The following is a 19,485-nucleotide window of genomic DNA, read 5'->3' as shown; positions in this document are numbered from 1 at the left end:
AGTCCCCTCCCCCGGTGAAGGTGATCAGTCCCTCCGGTCCGGTGACCGGTTACGTCGGCAGGCCGGGCGCCGGGTAGGCGGCCATCAGCTCGGCGACCTCGGCCCGGATCTTGGCCAGCGTCTCCTCGTCACCGGTCCGCGCCGCGCCCACGCCCCGGTCGATCCACTCGGCCACCTCCTGCATGTGCGTGACCCCCAGGCCGCGCGAGGTCAGCGCCGGGGTGCCGAGGCGGATGCCGGAGGGGTCGAAGGGCTTGCGCGGGTCGTAGGGGACCGTGTTGTAGTTCACGACGATCCCGGCCCGGTCCAGGGCCTTGGCGGCGACCTTGCCCGGCACGTCCTTGGGGGTGAGGTCCATCAGGATCAGGTGGTTGTCGGTGCCGCCGGAGACCAGGTCGAAGCCGCGCGCCAGCAGCTCCTCGGCCAGCGCCTTGGCATTGGCGACGACGGCGTGAGCGTAGGTGCGGAAGGCGGGCTGCGCCGCCTCGTGCAGGGCCACCGCGATGGCGGCGGTGGTCTGGTTGTGCGGGCCGCCCTGGAGACCGGGGAAGACCGCCTTGTCGATGGCCTTGCCGAGGTTCTCCGGCTCGCGGGCCAGCAGCATCGCGCCGCGCGGGCCGCGCAGCGTCTTGTGGGTGGTCGTGGAGATCACATCGGCGTGCGGCATCGGCGAGGGGTGCGCGCCGCCCGCGATCAGCCCGGCGATGTGCGCGACGTCCGCGACCAGCACCGCGCCCACCTCGCGGGCGATCTCGGCGTAGGCGGCGAAGTCGATGGTGCGGGGCACCGCCGTGCCACCGCAGAAGATCAGCTTCGGGTGCTCCTTGCGGGCCAGGTCGCGCACCTCGTCGAAGTCGACGACGCCGGTGTCCTGGCGCACGCCGTACTGCACGCCCCTGAACCACTTGCCGGTGGCGGAGACCCCCCAGCCGTGCGTGAGGTGGCCGCCCATCGGCAGCGACATCCCCATCACGGTGTCCCCGGGCTGGGCGAAGGCGAGGTAGCAGGCGAGGTTGGCGGGCGAGCCGGAGTAGGGCTGCACATTGGCGTGCCCGGTGCCGAACAGCTCCTTGGCGCGCCGCACGGCCAGCGCCTCGACCTGGTCGATGACCTGCTGGCCCTCGTAGTAGCGGCGGCCCGGGTAGCCCTCGCTGTACTTGTTCTGCAGGACGGTGCCACCGGCCTCCAGGACGGCCGCGGAGACGTAGTTCTCACTGGCGATCATGCGCAGGGTGGCCGCCTGGAGCTGCTCCTCGGAGCCGACGAGAGCGGCCACTTCCGGGTCGGCGGCGGTCAGGGCGGGGTGGGAAAGCGGCAGGCTCATCGGTCAGGTCCTCCGGGGCGACGGCTGGTGTTCCGGTCGTGTTCCCGGGGTGCCCAGGCAGGCGGCACCTCGTGGCGGCTGGCCGCACACCGCTTCCTCGTGGTCCGTTCCACGTGTGCCAGTCACGGTGCGCGCTGACAAGTCTACGGCGGCAGGGGCGGTGACACCCGCCCACCGGGGCCCGTCCGAAGACCCTGCGGCCGGTCTCGAGGATCGCTGGACGAAGCCGCCCGTCACGATCTCCTTACCACAAGGTCTCTTCGCATTCCGGCCGCGCGACGATAGAAATGATCCGACGTCAGCCGCGAGACCGAACGGAGCACACGTTGACCTCAACGGAACGCGCCATCGCCGCAGCAGAGGCTCACAGCGCGCACAACTACCACCCGCTGCCGGTCGTCGTCGCGTCGGCGGAGGGCGCCTGGATGACCGACGTCGAGGGCCGCCGCTACCTGGACATGCTCGCCGGTTACTCCGCACTCAACTTCGGTCACGGCAACCGCCGTCTGATCGACGCCGCCAAGGCGCAGCTGGACCGGCTCACGCTGACCTCGCGCGCCTTCCACCACGACCGGTTCGCGGACTTCTGCGCCGCGCTGGCGGATCTGTGCGGCATGGAGATGGTGCTGCCGATGAACACCGGCGCGGAGGCGGTCGAGACGGCGGTGAAGACGGCCCGCAAGTGGGGCTACCGCGTCAAGGGCGTGCCGGACGGCCAGGCGAAGATCGTCGTGGCGGAGAACAACTTCCACGGCCGGACGACCACCATCGTCAGCTTCTCCACCGATCCGGAGGCGCGCGCCGACTTCGGCCCGTACACCCCCGGCTTCGAGATCGTCCCCTACGGCGACCTCGCCGCGCTGGAGGCGGCGGTCGACGAGAACACCGTGGCGGTGTTGCTGGAGCCGATCCAGGGCGAGGCGGGCGTGCTGGTGCCGCCGGCCGGCTACCTGGCCGGGGTCCGGGAGCTGACCCGGTCGCGGAACGTGCTGTTCATGGCGGACGAGATCCAGTCCGGCCTGGGCCGCACCGGCCGGACCTTCGCCTGCGAGCACGAGGGCGTCGTCCCGGACGTATTCATCCTGGGCAAGGCGCTGGGCGGCGGCGTGGTGCCGGTGTCCGCGGTGGTCTCCTCCCGCGAGGTGCTGGGGGTCTACCGCCCCGGCGAGCACGGCTCCACCTTCGGCGGCAACCCGCTGGCCTGCGCGGTCGCCCTGGAGGTGATCGCCATGCTGCGCACCGGCGAGTACCAGCAGCGCGCCGCGGAGCTGGGCGAGCACCTCCACCACGAGCTGGGGCTGCTGATCGGCCAGGGCGCGGTGGAGACGGTGCGGGGCCGCGGCCTGTGGGCGGGTGTCGACATCGATCCGGCGCGTGGCACCGGCCGGGAGATCTCGGCCAGGCTGATGGAGCGGCGGGTGCTGGTCAAGGACACCCACGGCAGCACGATCCGCATCGCGCCGCCGCTGGTGATCAGCAAGGAGGACCTGGACTGGGGGCTGGAGCAGTTGCGCGAGGTGCTGAGCGCCTGAGCCCACCGGCCGGTGGGCCTGAGCCCACCGGCCGGTGCGCGGGGCGGCGTCCGTCCGCCGCCGCGCACCGGCGCCGGTTCAGCGGCGGGCGCGCAGGACGGCGACGGCCCGGTCGAAGGCGGAATCGCGGTGGAGGCGGAACTCCTCCTCGGTGAAGACCGGCTCGGAGAAGTCCGGCGGGATGCCGGGGCCGTCGAAGGTGCGCCCGTCGCGGGTGCGGAACACCTCGTTCGGCAGGCCGAACTCCCAGCCGTTCGGCAGGGCGCGCACCAGGACGTCGGAGAAGACGCCCTGGGTGTGCTCGCCGATCCGGATGGATCCGCCGGGCCGGTCCATCAGCGCCTGGGTGAAGGTCTCGCCCGCGCTGAAGGTCGAGCCGCCGGTGAGGACGGCGACCGGCCCGGTGTAGCGGGGGCCGTCGGCGGGGCGCACCGGGATGGGCTGGAGCCGGGTGAAGCGGGCCGGGTCGTCCGGGTCGTTGCGTGCCTGCTTGGCGTAGGCGCGGTAGCCGCGGTCGGTGAGGCGCTCGGCGATCTTCAGCCCCAGGCTGTCGGAGCCGCCGCCGTTGATCCGCAGGTCGATGATGAGGCCGCGCAGCCGGGCGGTGCGGCGGTGCGTGAACACCGCGTCCAGGGCCTTGTCGAGCTCCGCGCTGTTGGCGGCGTAGCTGTCGTCGCGGTCGTCGGTGTAGCCACCGAACCCGGAGATCCGCAGATAGCCCTGGTCGTGCGGGAGGTCGGCGTAACCGATGCGGCCGCGCGCGAACCGCCGCAGCCGGCGGCCGGCGAGGTCCCGCTCCTCGATCAGGGAGACGGCCCGCTTGTCCAGCTCGGGGCCGGGCAGCACGGTGCCGGGCCGGGTCCTGGCGAAGACGCCGCTGGGGTCGGCGAGGTAGACGTGCGCGTCGTTCAGCGGGGCGATCATCTCGCGCAGGACGTCGCGGAGTTGCCGGTCGCTCATCCCGGCGTGCACCTTCGGGCGGTAGCGGTCGCGGACGGCGTGCCAGTCGACGCCCTTGGCGGCGAAGAAGGGGTAGTTCTCCTCGAAGGTGCGCCAGAAGACGTCGAAGACGTGCACGGGGTCGTGGGCGGAGTCGGAGTCGGGGCCGGGGGCGGCGCTGGTGGCCGTGGAGCGCCCGGCCCGGCCCTCGGTCTTCTCCGCACCGGACGCCGGGGCGGTGGCGCAGTCGCCGGGCAGCGCGGCGATCCGCCGCAGCCCTCGGTCGTTGGGGGCTCCGTCGATGTGCAGCCACGCCTGTCCGGCGGGTCCGGCCCGGTGGCCGGCGCCGGTCCGCAGCCGGTAGACGGTCTTGTCGGCGCTGGTGTACGTGGCGGCGCCGCCGCCCCCGCCGGTGCGCCGGGCGGAGTCGCCCTCGATGCAGCTGACCGCGGTGGTCTGGTACTCCTGGAGCCGCCCGTGGGAGATCTCCAGCACGGTTCCGTAGCCGTCCATCCGCCAGACGCCCTCCACGGACGCCGTCCCGGCCGCGGGTGCCTTCTCTGCCGCGGCGTGCGCGGAGTCGTCGGGCCAGGCGACGAAGGCCGCCCCGCCCACGGCGCCCAGCAGCGCGGCCGCGGTCACCACCCTGGCAACGGAACTCTTCGGCAACACGGTCCGGTCCTCCTGCGGATCGACTCCTTCTCGTGGTGTCCATGCTGGTCGGCGCGGGAGCGCCGGCCCATCCCGCAGCCCCGCCGATCCATGCGGGGGTTATCCCCCGCGCTGCTCCGGGCGGGCGAACTCTCCACCCGACACGGACACCCCGTACAACCGGACAAAGCTGGCATGTGTCTCATCTGATAAGCAGACAAACGGTGTCACCGCATGGGCGAGATGCGGCCGAAACTCCCGACTCTCTCATCAGGAGATCAGCATGAAGACCGATGCACGCCGAATCCGTCAGGTCGTCCTGACCGCGAGCGCCGTGGCCATGGGAACGGTCGCGGTGGCCGGGGCGGTTCCGGCCGGGGCGGCCCCGGGCCCCGGCCCCGACGCCAAGACCAACCCGCGGACGCGGACCATCGCGGCCGCCACGGTCAGCAACCAGCTCCTGGTCACCGTCACCGCCGTGCGCTCCACCACCGACGAGTTCGCGGCCAGCGTCCGGCTGACCACCTTCGCCAAGATCGACCACCAGTGGCGGCTCCAGGACAGGAGGTTGGTGGGGAAGAAGGACAGCTGGTTCTGGTTCCCGCTCACCGGGCCGCAGTCGGTGTGCGAGTTCTCCACCGCGAGCGTCAAGCCGCAGCGGATCAGACTGAGCCTGCTGGTCACCCCGTCCATCGGGTGCTCGCCGGTGCACCGGTTCCACATCCGCGACGGCAAGCTCGTCACCGGCTGACGCGCCCGGATGTGCTGATCACGGCGGGGGCAGCACCCGGCAGAGCGCGTCCAGGGCGCCCGTGAAGGCGTGGTCGGGCGGGGTGCCGTACGCGAAGACCAGCGCGTCCGGCCCCTCGCCCGCCGCGCGGCGGTAGGTCGCCAGACCGTGCAGCGCCAGACCCTGCCAGGCCGCGCCCTGCACCACCGACAGCTCGGTGCCCGGCGGCAGTTCGATGACGGCGTGCAGCCCGGCCGCGATACCGGTCACCTTGATGTGCGGCGCCCGCTCGGCCAGCGCCGCGACCAGCTGGTCCCGGCGGCGCCGGTAGCGCAGCCGCATCCCGCGCACATGGCGGTCGTAGGCGCCGCAGCGGATGAACTCCGCCAGCGTCAGCTGCTCCATCCCGCCGGTCTGCCACTCCCCGGTGCGCCGGAGCTCCAGCACCGCCTCCATCAGCCACTCCGGCAGCACCATCCAGGACAGCCGCAGCGCGGGCGCCAGGCTCTTGCTGGCCGTGCCCAGATAGACCACATGCTCGGGGTCCAGCCCTTGAAGCGCGCCCACCGGCTGCCTGTCGTAGCGGAACTCGCCGTCGTAGTCGTCCTCCAGGACCAGCCCGCCGTGGCGGGACGCCCAGTCCACCACGGCGGCCCGCCGGTCCGGATGGAGCGAGTGGCCGGTCGGGAACTGGTGCGCCGGGGTCAGCAGCACCGCCCGCACATCCGGTAGCCCGGCCAACTCATCGGTGCGGGCGCCGTGTTCGTCGACCGGCAGCAGCACCGTGCGCAGCCCGGCCCGGGTGATCACGTCCTGGTGCAGATCCAGCCCGTAGGACTCGACGGCCACCTCGCCGGCATCGCCATGGCGCTCCCCCAGCGCCCTGGCGAGCAGCCCCAGGCCCTGCATGAAGCCGGCGCAGACCATGATCCGCTCCGGGTGCGCGCGTACCCCGCGGGCCCGCGCCAGATACTCGGCCAGCACCTCGCGCAGTTCGGGCCGCCCGCGCGCGGTGCCGTAGCCGAAGGCGTCGTGGGGGGCGGTGGTCAGGGCGCGGCGGGCGGCGGAGAGCCAGGCGGCGCGGGGGAAGGCGGAGACGTCCGGCGAGCCGGGCAGCAGGTTGTAGCGCGGCCGGGTCAGCGGCTCGGCGGGGCGCGGCGGGCGGGGTCCGGCCGGCTCGGGCGGCACGACGCGCCGCGCGACCCGGGTGCCCGAGCCCTGACGGGCGGTCAGCCAGCCCTCGGCGACCAGCTCGCCGTAGGCGTCGGCGACGGTGTTGCGGGCGATGCCGAGGTCGGCGGCGAGGGTGCGGGAGGAGGGCAGCCGGGTGCCGGGGGCCAGCCGTCCGTCGCGGACCGCGTCGCGCAGCGCGCGGATCAGGGCCGCCCGTATGCCCCCGGCCCCCCGGCCCGCGTCCCCGGCATCGCCTGCGCCGGCGCCTCCGGCACCCCCGGCGCTCGCCGCGTCGCCGGCCCTGGCCCGCGCCCGGCCGAGCTCCGTCAGATCGAGGTGGAGATCGCTGCCCACCCGCGCGAGGGCCTCCGCGGCGGTATCGCCGACCGCCCCGGGGGCCGCCTTGGGGGCCTGCCCCGAGACCGCCTCCGGGCCCATCCCCGGTCCGGCGTCCCGCGCCGCCCCGGATGACACCTCATTGGCCCATGAATCCTCCATGGGAATGGACCATATCCCCGGGCCGTCCGCCGCCTAGCGTGGTGGTCATGAGTCCCCAGGAGAACACCTCGACGCACGGTCCCCGGATGCCCTTCGCCAAGCTCGCCCCGGACGTCTACAAGGCCATGATCAATCTGGACGCGGCGGCCCGGAAGGGGCTGGACCCGGTCCTGGTCGAGCTGGTCAAGATCCGCGCCTCGCAGCTCAATCACTGCGCCTTCTGCCTCGACATGCACATCAAGGACGCCCGGCACGCGGGCGAGACCGAAGCCCGTATCTACCTGCTCAACGCCTGGGAGGAGGCGGCCGGTTACTACACCGAGAAGGAGCAGGCGGCACTGGCGCTGACGGAGGCCGTCACCGTGCTGACCGACGGCTTCGTGCCGGACGAGGTGTACCAGCGGGCGGCCCTCCACTTCGAGGAGCAGGAGCTGGCACAGCTGATCTCCCTCATCCTGGTCATCAACGCCTGGAACCGGATCGGCGTGACCACCCGCATGGAGCCGGGCTCCTACCAGCCGGGCCAGCACCGGTGAGCCGCGCCGAGGCGTTCCGCGCCCTGCACCACGACCGTGCCCCGGGCGACCCCCTGGTCCTGCCGGGCCCCTGGGACGCGGCCAGCGCGCGGGTGTACGCCGACGCCGGGTTCCCGGCCCTGGCGACGCCGAGCGCGGGGGTCTCGGCGTCGCTCGGGTACGCCGACGGCGCGGCCCCACCCGCCGAGATGTTCGCCGCCATCGCCCGGATCACCCGCGCGGTGGACGTCCCGGTGACGGCGGACATCGAGGACGGGTACGGCCTCGCCCCCCGGGAGCTCGTCGAACGGCTGCTGGAGGCCGGGGCTGTGGGCTGCAACCTGGAGGACAGCGACCGGACGACCAAGCGGCTGGTGGACCCGGCACGGCAGGCCGACCGGCTGGCCGAGGTGCGCGCGGCGGCAGCCGGCAGCCTGGTGGTCAACGCCCGCGTCGACACCTTCCTGCGCGGTGACCCGGCGCCGGAGGCGGCGATCCAGCGGGCCCGGGCCTACGTGGAGGCCGGCGCGGACTGCGTCTACCCGATCACCGCCCCGGCCGAGCTGCTCCCGCAGCTCGCCGCCGCCATCCCGGCGCCGCTCAACGCATACGCCTCCCTCGACGGCCCCAGCCCCCGCCGCCTGGCCGAACTGGGCGCCACCCGAGTCACCTTCGGCGGCGACCTCCAGCGCGCCACGATGGACGCCCTGCGGGAGACCGCGGAGCGGCTGCGCGGCTGAGGCGCCGACGCCGGCCACTGCCACTGCCACCGCCACCGCCACTGCCACTGCCACAACGTCAGCAGCAGTGGCAGCGGTTCGGCGTCGTCACCACCGCCGGCAGCCCGCGCGGCCCAGCGGGGCCAGTGGGGGCGGCGGGATCACGGCAGCCACTTCTTCCAGACCTCCGGGTTCTCCTTCACCCACTTCTCCGCCGCGTCCTCGGGGGTCATCCCCTCCGAGGCGATCATCTCCGAGACGGCGTTCTGGTCCTCCTTGGTCCAGTGGAACTTCTTCAGGAACGCCGCCGCCTTGCCGCCCTCCCGCGCGAAGTCCGCGTTGAGGTACTTCTGCAGGGGGGTGGTGGGGTAGGCGCAGTCGACGGTGGTGGGGTCCTCGGTGCCCTTCGCCGCGCAGGCGTCGGTGTACTTCGGCAGCTTCACCTCCACCATCGGCACCTCGTTGAACAGCCACTGCGGCTCGTACCAGTAGGTCAGGAACGGCTGCTTCTTCTTGGCGAACTGCTTGATCTGGGTGATCTGCGCCGCCTCGGAGCCCGCGAACACCACCCGGTAGTCCAGGTCGAGGTTGTCCACCAGCGCCTTGTCGTTGGTGACGTAGGAGGGTGAACCGTCCAGGAGCTGGCCCTTGGATCCGCTCTCGGCGGTGCGGAACTGCCCGGCGTACTTGTCGAGGTTCTTCCAGTCGGTGACGTCGGGGTGGGCGTCGGCGAAGTACTTGGGGACGAACCAGCCGATGTGGCCGGTGACCCCGAGGTCGCCGCCGGAGGCAATGGTCTTCTTGTCCTTGACGTACCGGGCCTCCTGCTCCGGGTGGCCCCAGTCCTCCAGCAGCGCGTCCACCCGGCCCTGGCTGAGCGCGTCCCAGGCCGGCACCTCGTCGACCTGGACGGTGTCGACGCGGTAGTCCAGCTCGTGTTCGAGCAGGTACTGGGCCACGGCGACGTTGGCCTGCGCGCCGACCCAGGACTGCACGGAGAGCGTGACCGTCTTCGCGCCGTCGGCGCCTGCGTACGGCGAGGACTGCTTGGTCATGTCGGCCTTGCCGCAGCCGGTGGTGACGGCGAGCAGGGCCGCGGTGCCGGTGAGCGCGCCGATGAGGGTCTTGGTACGGGTGCGAGCCATGTCAGGCTCCCTTCTGCGGGCGGCGCGCCGTCGGCTGCGTCACCCGGTCGAGCATGAGTCCCAGGCAGACGATGGCCACGCCCGCGACCATGCCGGTCGCCAGATCGCCCTGGGCCAGGCCGAAGAGGACGTCGTAGCCGAGGGCGCCGGAGCCGACCAGACCGCCGATGATCACGACGGCCAGGACCAGGACGACGGCCTGGTTGACGGCGAGCAGCAGGGCGGGCCGGGCCAGCGGGAGCTGGACCTGCCACAGCTGCTGGGTGCGGGTGGCGCCCAGCGAGCGGGAGGATTCCATCGCCGCCGGGTCGACGCCCCGCAGCCCCTGGGTGGTGATGCGGATGACGGCGGGCAGCGCGTAGACGATCGCCGCGGCCGCCGCCGGGGCCCGGCCGACACCGAAGAGGGCGACGACGGGGATCAGGTAGACGAACTGCGGCAGGGTCTGGCAGATGTCCAGGACCGGCCGGAGCAGCCGCTCCAGGCGGGGGCTGCGGGCGGCCGCGACGCCGATGGCGACACCGAGGACGAGGGTGATGGCGACGGCCGCGAGCACCTGGGAGAGGGTGTCCATCGACGGCTCCCACTTGCCGAGCACACCGATCGCGGCCATGGCGAGGGTGGCGGTCAGGGCGGTGGCCCAGGTGCCGATCAGCCAGGCCAGGGCGGCGACGATCAGCAGCATGGCGTACCAGGGCAGGGCCAGGAGTCCGTCACGCAGCGGGTCCAGCACCCACTTGACGTAGTGCTCGGCCCAGTCGGCGGTGCCGCCGACCACGGGCACGTCGGAGTAGAGGTGGTCGACCATCCACTCCTTGGCCTCGTTGACGGGCTCGGCGATGGCCACGGTCCAGCCGTCCGGCCAGCTCAGGGCGCCCGCCGCGCGTCCGGCCAGGGCCGCGGCGGCGGTGAGGGCCACGGCCAGCGCCCAGGCGGGGGCGCCGCGCAGCAGACGGGGGCCGGTGGGCTGGGTGCCGACGCGTTCGCCGGCCGCCGCGGTGGTGCGGTCCAGGACGACGGCGAGCAGCACGATGGGGATGCCGGCAGCCAGCGCCTTGCCGACGTCGACGGTGGAGAGCGCCTGGTAGACGCGGTCGCCCAGACCGCCGCCGCCGATCATGGAGGTGATGACGGCCATCGACAGCGCCATCATGATCGTCTGGTTGACGCCCAGCAGCAGTTCCTTGCGGGCCAGCGGCAGCCGGGCCGACAGCAGCCGCTGACGGCTGCTGGCGCCGAGCGAGGTCACCGCCTCCATGACGCCGGCGTCCGCCTGGCGCAGGCCGAGCGCGGTGAGCCGGGCCATCGGCGGCGCGGCGTAGATCACGGTGGCCAGGACGGCGCCGGGCACACCGATGCCGAAGATCATGACGAACGGGAGGAGGTACGACAGGGCGGGCAGCACCTGCATGGTGTCCAGCACCGGCCGCAGGATGCGGTGGATGCGGTCGGACAGCCCGCCGGCCAGCCCGAGCGCGCCGCCGACCAGCACCGAGACGCTGACCGCGACGGCCATCAGGGCCAGCGTCTGCATGGTCGGCACCCACATGTCGAGCAGCCCGCACACCGCGAAGGACCCGGCGGCGGTCAGCGCGACCCGCACGCCGGCGACCCGCCAGGCCAGCAGGGTGGCGGCGGCGGTCACCCCGGCCCAGCCGAGGGCGAGCAGGGTGAGGTAGACGGCCCGCACCGAGACGATGATCGCGTTGCTGATGTGGCCGAAGAAGTAGAGGAAGACCGGGTGGCTGTCCCGGTTGTCGATGATCCAGTCGCTGGCGTCACCGAGCGGCTCGGACACGTCGACGGTCAGCGCCTGCGGCCAGCTGCCGCTCGCCCAGCGGGCGTGCGCCAGCGGCACCAGCACGGCGGCCAGCACGGCCAGCACCAGCAGCTTCCGCACGGCCCGGTGAGCCGACAGGGCGCGCAGCGCCCCGGCCGGCGCGGAGATGTCCCCGGCCCGCCCGGCCCCGGCGGCGGCGGTCTTGGCAACGGCGGTCGCGCCGACAGCGGTCTTGGTGGCGGCGGTCTTGGCAGTGGCGGTCTTGGCGGTGGAAGCGGTGGAACTCATGCGCGCTCCCCACGGCTCTCCGCGGCGCGTCTCCACGCGGGCTCGCGCGGCGCACCTGCCGTCGCGCCTGCGGCGGGCGACGCGGCGAAGGCCGTGCGGAACCGCCGCGCTCGCGCGGCGCGGCGGGCCGCCGCGGTGCCAAGGGCGCCGCCGGTGCGGGCGCCACGGGACGGGGCACCGCCAGTCGGCGCGTGCCCGGTCGGGGCGCTACTCGTCGCCGCGCCGCGGGACGGATGCGCGGGCATCGTGCCGCGGCGGACGAGGACGCGCTGCTGGTGGCGGTAGCGGAGGGTCACGCTCATGCCGCCGCCCCCTCGGTCGTCAGGCCCGCCACGACGGCGAGCAGCCTCTGGTGGTCGACGACGCCGAGCAGCCGCGGGCCGTCCATGACCCGGGCCGGGCCGCCGCTGCGGGCGACCGCCTCGATGGCGGTGGCCACCGTGGTGTCGGGCGCGAGGGCCGGGCCGGTGTCCGCCTCGCCGGACTCGGCGGGGCGCAGCGCGGTGCGGACCGTCAGGACCTGCTCGCGCGGCACATCGCGGACGAAGTCGCGCACGTAGTCGTCGGCCGGGGAGCCGACGATCTCCTCGGGGGTGCCCAGCTGCACGATCCGGCCGTCGCGCATCAGCGCGATCCGGTCGCCGAGCCGCAGCGCCTCGCCGAGGTCGTGGGTGATGAAGACCATGGTGCGGCCCTCGTCGCGGTGCAGCCGGATGACCTCTTCCTGCATGTCGCGGCGGATGAGCGGGTCGAGCGCGCTGAACGGCTCGTCGAAGAGGAGCACCTCGGGGTCGACGGCGAGCGCGCGGGCCAGCCCGACGCGCTGCTGCTGGCCGCCGGAGAGCTGGCCGGGGCGGCGGCGCTCCAGGCCGGCCAGGCCCACCTTGGTCACCATCTCGGCGGCGCGGGCGCGGCGTTCGGCCTTGGCCACGCCCTGGATCTCCAGGCCGTAGCCGACGTTGTCCAGCACGCTGCGGTGCGGCAGCAGGCCGAAGTGCTGGAAGACCATGGCGGCGCGGTGCCGCCGCAGGTCCCGCAGCCGGGCCTTGTCCATGGCGAGGACGTTCTCGCCGTCGATCTCCAGGCTCCCCGAGGTCGGTTCGATGAGCCGGGTCAGGCAGCGGACCAGGGTGGACTTGCCGGAGCCGGACAGGCCCATGACGACGAAGACCTCACCGGGCCGGACGTCGAAGGAGACGTCGCGGACGGCGGCGGTGCAGCCGCTCTCCCGGCGCAGCTCCTCGGCGGACAGCTCGGCCAGCCGGCTGCCGGGCACGCGCTCGGCCTTCGGGCCGAAGACCTTCCACAGGTTGCGGACCGAGAAGACCGGGGCGGTGCCGTTCGCGGCGCGTACGGCCTCGCTCGCGTCGGCCGCGCCGGGGGCGGTCACCGGGCCGGCGGTCTTCTTGGGGTCGAGTTTGTCGGTGCTCATCGGGCACCACCTCCAGCGGTCGGGCCCCCCGCGAGCAATTCGGCGCACTTCTCCCCCACCATCAGGACTCCGATCATCGGGTTGACCGCCGGCATGGTCGGGAAGACGGAGGCGTCGGCGATGCGGATGCCCTCCAGGCCGCGGATCCGCAGCTGCGGGTCGACGACGGCCAGCTCGTCGTCGGCGGCGCCCATCCGGCAGGTGCCGGCGGGGTGGTAGACGGTGTGCGCGACCTGCCGGGCATAGGCGCTCAGCTCCTCATCGGAGGTGATATCCGGCCCCGGGCAGACCTCGCGCTTCAGCCAGCCGGCCAGCGGCTCGGTGCGGGCGATCTCCCGCGCCAGCTTGATCCCGTCGACCAGGGTGCGGCCGTCGTAGTCGTCCTCGTCGGTGAAGTACCGGAAGTCCAGGGCCGGTTTGACCTGGGGGTCGGCGCTGGTGAGGTAAAGGCGGCCACGGCTGCGCGGCTTGGGGATGTTCGGGGTCATCGACACACCGTGCTCGGGCCGTTCGTAGCCGATGCGCTCGGGATTGTCGGTGAACGGAATCTGGTAGAAGTGGAACATCAGGTCCGGGCCGCGGGATTCGGGATCCCGGCGCACAAAGAGCCCGGCATCGGAATCCATCGCGGAATTCTCCGGAATCGGACCATTCGTCTCCCAGACGATCACCGACTCGGGGTGGTCGAGAAGGTTTTCCCCGACGCCCGGCAGGTCGCGGAGGACGGGAATGCCCAGCGATCGGAGATCATCGGCCGGACCGATCCCGGAGTGCAGCAGCAGCCGGGGGGTGTCCACCGCGCCCGCGCACACCACGACCTCGCGGGCCGCCTCGACCAGCAGTTCCTCGCCGTCCTTGGTGCGGACCCGGACGCCGGTGGCGCGGGTGCCGTCGAACTCCAGCCGGTACGCCCAGGTCTCCAGCATCAGGTGGAGGTTGGGCCGGTCGCCGGCCTCCAGGTGCGGGTGGAGGTAGGCGACGGAGGCGGAGGAGCGCTTGTTGTTCTCCGGGTGGTAGGCGAGGTCGAAGAAGCCGACGCCCTCGTGGAAGGGCGCCGCGTTGAAACCCTCCACGCGCGGCACTCCGGCGGCCTCCTGCGCGGCCTGCACGAAGTCCCGGGCGATGGCGTTCCGGTCCTTCTCGTGGACGGCGACGATGTTGTTGCGCAGCCGTTCGAAGTAGGGGTCCATGGCGGCCGCGCCCCAGCCCTTGGCCCCCGCCTCGGCCCACTCGTCCCAGTCGCCGGGCAGCGGCCTGAAGGAGATCAGGGTGTTGTGCGAGGAGCAGCCTCCCAGCACCTTGGCGCGGCTGTGCCGGATGAAGGAGTTGCCGCGCGGCTGCGGGGTGGTGGGGTAGTCGTAGTCGAGTTCACCGCCGAGCAGCCCCAGCCAGCGGCGCAGGGTGAGCACCTCGGGGCGGTCGATGTCGGAGGGCCCGCCCTCGATGACCGCGACGGTGGTGCCGGGGTCCTCGGCGAGGCGGGAGGCGATCACCGATCCTGCGGTGCCGCCGCCGATGACGACATAGTCGTAGGTGGGCTTGGGGGACATGGGGGTGACTCCTTGACGCATAAGGTGCGTGGCGTAATGAGCGGGTTTCGCCTGGCGGCCGGACGCCGGTCCGGGCCCGGTCCGGGGTACGGGTACGGGTCCGGATCGGGTCCGGCCGGCGGGGTCAGCCCGCGAACCAGCGGACCGGCCGGGGCCGGAGGTTTTCGTAGACGTGCTTGGACTCGCGGTACTCGGCCAGTCCCGAGGGGCCGAGTTCGCGCCCGATGCCGGACTTGCCGAAGCCGCCCCACTCCGCCTGCGGCAGGTAGGGGTGGTAGTCGTTGATCCAGACGGTGCCGTGCCGCAGCCGCGCGGCGACCCGGCGGGCGCGGGCGGTGTCGGAGGACCAGACGGCGCCCGCCAGCCCGTACTCGGTGTCGTTGGCCAGCTCCACGGCCTCGTCCTCGGTGGTGAAGGACTCCACGGTCAGGATCGGGCCGAAGGTCTCCTCGCGGACCACCCGCATCCGGCGGTCGCACCGGTCCAGCACGGTGGGCAGGTAGAAGTAGCCGGTCGCGGGGCGAGTGGCGGACGGCTCGGGCTGGGTCCCGCCGCAGCGCAGCGCGGCCCCCTCGGCGAGGGCGGAGGCGACGTACGCCTCGACCTTGTCCAGCTGCTGCGCCGAGACCAGCGGACCGCACTCGACGCCGTCCTCGGTACCCCGGCCCAGCTTGATGCGCTCGGCGCGGCGGGCGAGTTCGGCGACGAAGCGCTCGCGCACCGACTCCTCGATGATCAGCCGCGAGCCGGCCGAGCAGACCTGCCCGCTGTGGATGAAGGCGGCGTTCAGCGCCTGGTCGACGGCGGTGTCGAAGCCCTCGGCGGTGGCGCAGGCGTCGGCGAAGACGACATTGGGGTTCTTGCCGCCCAGCTCCAGCGCGACCTTCTTGACGCTGTCGGCGGCGGCCCGCATGACCTTGGTGCCACTGGTCAGGCCGCCGGTGAAGGAGACCAGGTCCACATCGGGGTGGTCGGCCAGCCGGGCGCCGACCGGGTCGCCGGCGCCGGTCACCACATTGGCGACGCCGTCCGGCAGCCCGGCCTCCACCAGCAGGGTCACCAGCTCGATGGTGGACATCGGGGTGATCTCACTGGGCTTGATCACGAAGGTGTTGCCGGCGGCGAGCGCGGGGGCGATCTTCCAGCTGGCCTGGAGCAGCGGGTAGTTCCACGGGGTGATGAGCGCGCACACTCCCACCGGCTCGTACACCACGACGCTGTGCACCTGCGGATCGCCGGCGTCCACCACCCGGCCGGCCGGCTCGGCGACGATCTGGTCGGCGAAGTAGCGGAAGGCGGCCGTCACGTCGTCGACGTCGACCCGGCCCTCCTCCAGGGTCTTGCCGGTGTCGCGGCTCTCGATCAGCGCGATGGCCTCCCGGTTGCGCTGCAGCAGGTCGGCGACCCGGCGCAGCAGCGCGGCCCGCTCGGCGACCGGAGTGTGCCGCCAGGGGCCGTGGTCGAAGGCGTGGCGCGCGGCGGCCACGGCCGCGTCGGTGTCCTCGGCGCCGCCCTCGGCGACGACCGCGAGGGTCTTGGCGTCGGCGGGGTCGAGGATCTCCCGCTGCGCCCCGGAGGCGGCTGCCCGCCACACCCCGTTCACATGAATCGTCTCGACTGCCGACACGTGTTCTGCCTTCCGGTTTTTCCCAGGTCTTTCCCTGCTGGCCACGCCAGCAACGAAGGACCCCTAACCGGAAGACTCGTTCGTATGCCCGATTGGCGGCCGAAAGTGGCCCTCGTCACGAACGCGCCACACCTCTTGCCGTCGAATGCGTGATCGAGTGTGCGCGCACGCGCGCGCGGATCGTAAGGTAAAGCGCTCGTAAGTAGGCACTTTGTGAGCACTTGGTAAGCACGTTTTTTGATCAAGGGGTAGGGCGCCGTTATGGCACGTAAGCACAGAGCATGGGCCGTGGCCGCGTGTGCGGTCATGGTGATGGGCGTCACCGGCTGCGGCGGTGACGAGGACAAGGGCGGCGACAAGCCCACCGGGGGCGTGAAGACCCCGGCCGGCAACGGCGTGGAGAAGCTGACCGCCCAGGAGATCGCCGACAAGGCCAAGGCGGAGCTCAAGGGCGCGAAGTCACTGCACGTGACGCAGTCCACCGTCGAGGACGGCGAGAAGACGAAGATCGACCTCACCCTGGACTCCACGGGCAACTGCGCCGGGTCCTTCTCCGCCGGCTCGATGGGCTCCTTCGAGATCATCAAGCTCGGCGACAAGGTCTGGATGAAGCCGGACGAGGCGTTCTGGAAGGCCAACCTGGGCACGCAGGGCGCGGGCGCCGCCGAGCTGTTCAAGGGCCGGTGGCTGCACGGCACCACGTCCGACGACATGATGAAGGACATGGCCGGGATCTGCGAGCTCGCCGACCTGCAGTCCGACATGACCGGCTCGATGTGGCCGGCGACGGGCCTGACCAAGGGCGGCACCACCACCGTCAACGGCCAGAAGGTCGTCTCGGTCAAGGGCAAGCACGCCGGCGGCAACACCATCACGGTCTACGTCGCCACCGTGGGCAAGCCGCACCCGCTGAAGATGGAGCAGATCGGCGGCACCGACCCGGGCAGCGCCTCCTTCTCCGACTTCGGCAAGCCGGTGCCGACCAAGACGCCCACCAAGGCGGAGTCCATGGACGTCTCCAAGCTGGAGCAGCTCGGCGCCTGAGCCCCGCCGGCTGAACCACCGGCCGGGCCGCGGACCCGGCCGAAGAGGCGGCTGCCGCACAGGCGGCCCCACCCCCCACCCCTTGACGCCCCCGGCGGCCACCCGGCCGCCGGGGGCGTCGGCATCCAGCCACCACACCCGGCGCCAAAACACTTCACCCATCCTTCGTCGGTTCTTCACCAGCGCGTGGAAGTTACCTGCGAGAAACATGGCATGTGCGATGACGAACTCACCCCGCCCCGCCCGGATCTGACCGAGTCGCAGTGGCTCGATCTCGACCGGAGCGTGACCACCACCGGGCGGACCGTTCCGGCGTCCGGCCGGGTGAACCGGCGCAGGGTGCTGGGTGGAGCGGTCGCCGGCGCCGCCGCCCTGACCGTGCTGCCGCAGCTGACGGGGGACCGGGCGCAGGCCGCGACACCCAAGGCCGAGACCGCCCGGGCCGCGGCCCCGGTCGCCAAGTACCCCCTGCCCGAGGGCCCCGGCGCGGACGGCGCGTACACCGTGCTGCTCACCGGCGACGCGGGCACCGGCGACGAGGTCCAGCACGCGGTGGCCGCCGCGGCGAAGCGGATCTGCGCGACCAGCGGCGTGGGGCTCGCCGTCGGGCTCGGCGACAACCTCTACGAGAACGGCCCGGAGTCCGCGCACGACGACGAGTTCGCGACCAAGTTCGAGCAGCCCAACACCGGTATCGACGTGCCCTGGCTGATGGTGCTGGGCAACCACGACTGCTCCGGGCTGATACCCGGCAGCGGCGGCGACCCGTCGCGCGGTGACCGCGAGGTCGCCTACGCCACCACCTCACGGCGCTGGTACATGCCCGCCCGCTACTACTCGGTCGCGCTGCCCGCGGCCCCCGGCTCCTCGGCCCCGCTGGTGGAGTTCTTCGCACTCGACACCAACCCGGTGGCCTCCTCCGTGGTGCAGCTGGACCCGTACTTCCGCTGGGACGGCCCGTACATGCGGGAGCAGCGCCGCTGGCTGGACGGAGCGCTGACCGCCTCCCGCGCCAAGTGGAAGATCGTCATCGGCCACCACCCGTATCTGAACAACGGCAAGCACGGCAACGCCGGTTCCTACGACGGCTTCGTCATCGGCAACTACACCAGCGGCATCCACCTCAAGGAGCTGTACGAGGAGGTGGTGTGCGGGCGGGCCGACCTGATCCTGTCCGGGCACGACCACACCCTGCAGATCCTGGAGCCGACCACCCGCAGCCGCGGCACCCGGCAGATCGTCTGCGGAGCGGCGGGCAAGTCCGGCGACGGCAAGGCCCACGGCTCCAACCCGGCGCGCTGGCAGGACTTCTCCCACAGCGGCTTCATGGTCCTGAAGGCCGCCGCGGAGAAGCTGACCGTGGAGGTCTACACCGTGGACGTCGCGACCTCCACCCCCCACCTCGCGCACACCTTCACCACCGGCGCGGCGGTGACGGCGAGCCGCTGAGCCGGCCCCGGTGGCCGGAGCCCGGCTCCGGCCACCGTCAGGCTCGCGCGATGGCGAGCATGTGGGATGAGGCGGGATCACCCCGCACCGGTGGCGGGCGCTACCCAGGCGGCTCCGCGCGGGCTCACGGCATCGCGTCCGCGCGCCGCGCGAGAGCTTTCAGCTCCGGAGGCGCGGAGCGTCCGGACACGAGCCTCAGGTCGCGGATGGCAGCACGGGACGCGGTGTGGGTCTGGATCATCTCGGGGGCCAGTCGCTCCGCGCGCTGGAAGTGTTCGACGGCCTCACCCACGTGCCGCAGCTGGGCATGGGCCCGTGCGAGGTCCATGGACAGCCGGGCCTGCCGCTCCACCGACAGGTGCGTGGCGTCGATACCCTCGCCGAGGTCCAGCGCCGATCCGGCGTCACCGAGGTCGACAGCCACGGAGACGGCCTGGATCTCCACGTTGGTCGGCCCGAACTCCACGTTGAAGTCATTGCGGTCGGAGCCCAGCTGCGCTGCCAGACGTCGCGCCCGACCGGTCTCCGCCCGCGCCCGGGAACGGTCTCCCGCGCGTGCGTAGTCCAGTGCGAGCACCAGGTGCAGCGATCCGAGCAGCGACAGCGCTTCGGGGCGTGCGTTCTCGTCAACGTGCCGCTTGAGTGCGGCCACGGCCGACTCCGCGGCATGTTCCGCCTGATCGAAACGGCGGAGCCGGACAAAGGCGTGGGCAAGCCGGTAGATCCCGGCGAAGACGCCGAGCGGGTCCCCTGATCGCTCTGCCGCCTGAATGGCCCGCTCGGCCGCGATCCGCATCCCGGCCCGCAAGTGGCGGCCGACGGGGCGAGCAACCGTCGAGGAGGACTGGTGATGTCGGTGATGACGCTGCGCGTGTACGACGTGAACTCAGCGACCGGCGCGAACGCGTGCCGCGGTACGCCTATCCTGCAGCCGCCCAGCGGCAGTTCGCTCCGCCCCTGCTCAGCAGCTCCTGGCCCCTCTGCGACTGCCGGCGCTGCAGAACGCGCCGAGCGTAGGGACTTTCCAGCAGCTCGCAGACACGGCGAAGGGCCGCCCCGGAAGTCTTCCGGGGCGGCCCTTCGAGCGAT

Annotated in this window: 15 protein-coding genes and 1 riboswitch; of the genes, 6 read left to right on the top strand and 9 right to left on the bottom strand. The window is 72.6% G+C overall.

Annotated features, from left to right (window positions below; all coding sequences use genetic code 11):
• Positions 1-49 precede the first annotated feature (49 nt).
• Positions 50-1,324 (bottom strand): serine hydroxymethyltransferase, encoded by a 1,275-nt coding sequence (gene glyA, locus AC4BDD_RS17475; RefSeq protein ID WP_490686377.1) that lies wholly within the window; start codon positions 1,322-1,324, stop codon positions 50-52.
• A 44-nt stretch (positions 1,325-1,368) separates the two neighbouring features.
• Positions 1,369-1,460, bottom strand: a riboswitch (ZMP/ZTP riboswitch).
• Between the two features lie 190 nt (positions 1,461-1,650).
• Here glyA and rocD point away from each other — a divergent pair.
• A complete protein-coding gene (rocD, locus tag AC4BDD_RS17470; protein ID WP_490686376.1) occupies positions 1,651-2,856 on the top strand; it encodes an ornithine--oxo-acid transaminase in 1,206 nt (401 codons plus the stop codon).
• A gap of 78 nt (positions 2,857-2,934) precedes the next feature.
• Here the strand turns inward: rocD and AC4BDD_RS17465 are convergent, their stop codons facing one another.
• On the bottom strand, positions 2,935-4,410 hold the full coding sequence (locus AC4BDD_RS17465) for a S41 family peptidase (protein WP_490691813.1): 1,476 nt from the start codon (positions 4,408-4,410) through the stop codon (positions 2,935-2,937).
• Between the two features lie 319 nt (positions 4,411-4,729).
• Here AC4BDD_RS17465 and AC4BDD_RS17460 point away from each other — a divergent pair, with 319 nt between their 5' ends.
• The gene (locus tag AC4BDD_RS17460) at positions 4,730-5,197 is read left to right on the top strand and encodes a hypothetical protein (RefSeq protein WP_490686375.1); all 468 of its coding nucleotides are present in this window, start codon (positions 4,730-4,732) and stop codon (positions 5,195-5,197) included.
• 18 nt (positions 5,198-5,215) lie between these two features.
• Here the strand turns inward: AC4BDD_RS17460 and pdxR are convergent, their stop codons facing one another.
• Positions 5,216-6,847, bottom strand: a complete 1,632-nt coding sequence (gene pdxR / locus AC4BDD_RS17455; RefSeq protein ID WP_490686374.1) for a MocR-like pyridoxine biosynthesis transcription factor PdxR — start codon at positions 6,845-6,847, stop codon at positions 5,216-5,218.
• Positions 6,848-6,894: 47 nt separating this feature from the next.
• Here pdxR and AC4BDD_RS17450 point away from each other — a divergent pair, with 47 nt between their 5' ends.
• Complete coding sequence (locus tag AC4BDD_RS17450) at positions 6,895-7,383, top strand: carboxymuconolactone decarboxylase family protein (protein WP_490686373.1); 489 nt, start codon at positions 6,895-6,897, stop codon at positions 7,381-7,383.
• Complete coding sequence (locus tag AC4BDD_RS17445; protein WP_490686372.1) at positions 7,380-8,102, top strand: isocitrate lyase/PEP mutase family protein; 723 nt, start codon at positions 7,380-7,382, stop codon at positions 8,100-8,102. The genes AC4BDD_RS17450 and AC4BDD_RS17445 overlap by 4 nt, the downstream gene beginning before the upstream one ends.
• A 140-nt stretch (positions 8,103-8,242) precedes the next feature.
• On the opposite strand, the gene AC4BDD_RS17440 is transcribed toward AC4BDD_RS17445, so the two are convergent.
• The 5 genes from AC4BDD_RS17440 to AC4BDD_RS17420 form a co-directional block, all read right to left on the bottom strand.
• The gene (locus AC4BDD_RS17440) at positions 8,243-9,226 is read right to left on the bottom strand and encodes an ABC transporter substrate-binding protein (protein WP_490686371.1); all 984 of its coding nucleotides are present in this window, start codon (positions 9,224-9,226) and stop codon (positions 8,243-8,245) included.
• A gap of 1 nt (position 9,227) precedes the next feature.
• Positions 9,228-11,294: an ABC transporter permease gene (locus AC4BDD_RS17435; protein ID WP_490686370.1), complete on the bottom strand. Its 2,067-nt coding sequence runs from the start codon at positions 11,292-11,294 to the stop codon at positions 9,228-9,230.
• A gap of 298 nt (positions 11,295-11,592) precedes the next feature.
• Positions 11,593-12,726 carry a quaternary amine ABC transporter ATP-binding protein gene (locus AC4BDD_RS17430; RefSeq protein ID WP_490686369.1) on the bottom strand — a complete coding sequence of 378 codons (1,134 nt, stop codon included), beginning with the start codon at positions 12,724-12,726 and terminating at the stop codon, positions 11,593-11,595.
• On the bottom strand, positions 12,723-14,276 hold the full coding sequence (locus tag AC4BDD_RS17425) for a GMC family oxidoreductase (RefSeq protein ID WP_490686368.1): 1,554 nt from the start codon (positions 14,274-14,276) through the stop codon (positions 12,723-12,725). The genes AC4BDD_RS17430 and AC4BDD_RS17425 overlap by 4 nt, the downstream gene beginning before the upstream one ends.
• A 124-nt stretch (positions 14,277-14,400) precedes the next feature.
• Positions 14,401-15,903 (bottom strand): aldehyde dehydrogenase family protein, encoded by a 1,503-nt coding sequence (locus tag AC4BDD_RS17420; RefSeq protein WP_490686367.1) that lies wholly within the window; start codon positions 15,901-15,903, stop codon positions 14,401-14,403.
• Positions 15,904-16,164: 261 nt separating this feature from the next.
• Here AC4BDD_RS17420 and AC4BDD_RS17415 point away from each other — a divergent pair, with 261 nt between their 5' ends.
• Positions 16,165-16,947 (top strand): hypothetical protein, encoded by a 783-nt coding sequence (locus AC4BDD_RS17415; RefSeq protein WP_490686366.1) that lies wholly within the window; start codon positions 16,165-16,167, stop codon positions 16,945-16,947.
• A gap of 213 nt (positions 16,948-17,160) precedes the next feature.
• On the top strand, positions 17,161-18,396 hold the full coding sequence (locus AC4BDD_RS17410) for a metallophosphoesterase (RefSeq protein ID WP_490686365.1): 1,236 nt from the start codon (positions 17,161-17,163) through the stop codon (positions 18,394-18,396).
• Positions 18,397-18,520: 124 nt separating this feature from the next.
• On the opposite strand, the gene AC4BDD_RS17405 is transcribed toward AC4BDD_RS17410, so the two are convergent.
• A complete protein-coding gene (locus AC4BDD_RS17405) occupies positions 18,521-19,192 on the bottom strand; it encodes a transcriptional regulator (RefSeq protein WP_490686364.1) in 672 nt (223 codons plus the stop codon).
• Positions 19,193-19,485: the final 293 nt, after the last annotated feature.

It is taken from the genome of Streptomyces sp. JLBT605 (assembly GCF_058215555.1).
Note: the sequence above shows the minus strand (reverse complement) of the source record. Positions and strands in the feature narration are given on the sequence as shown.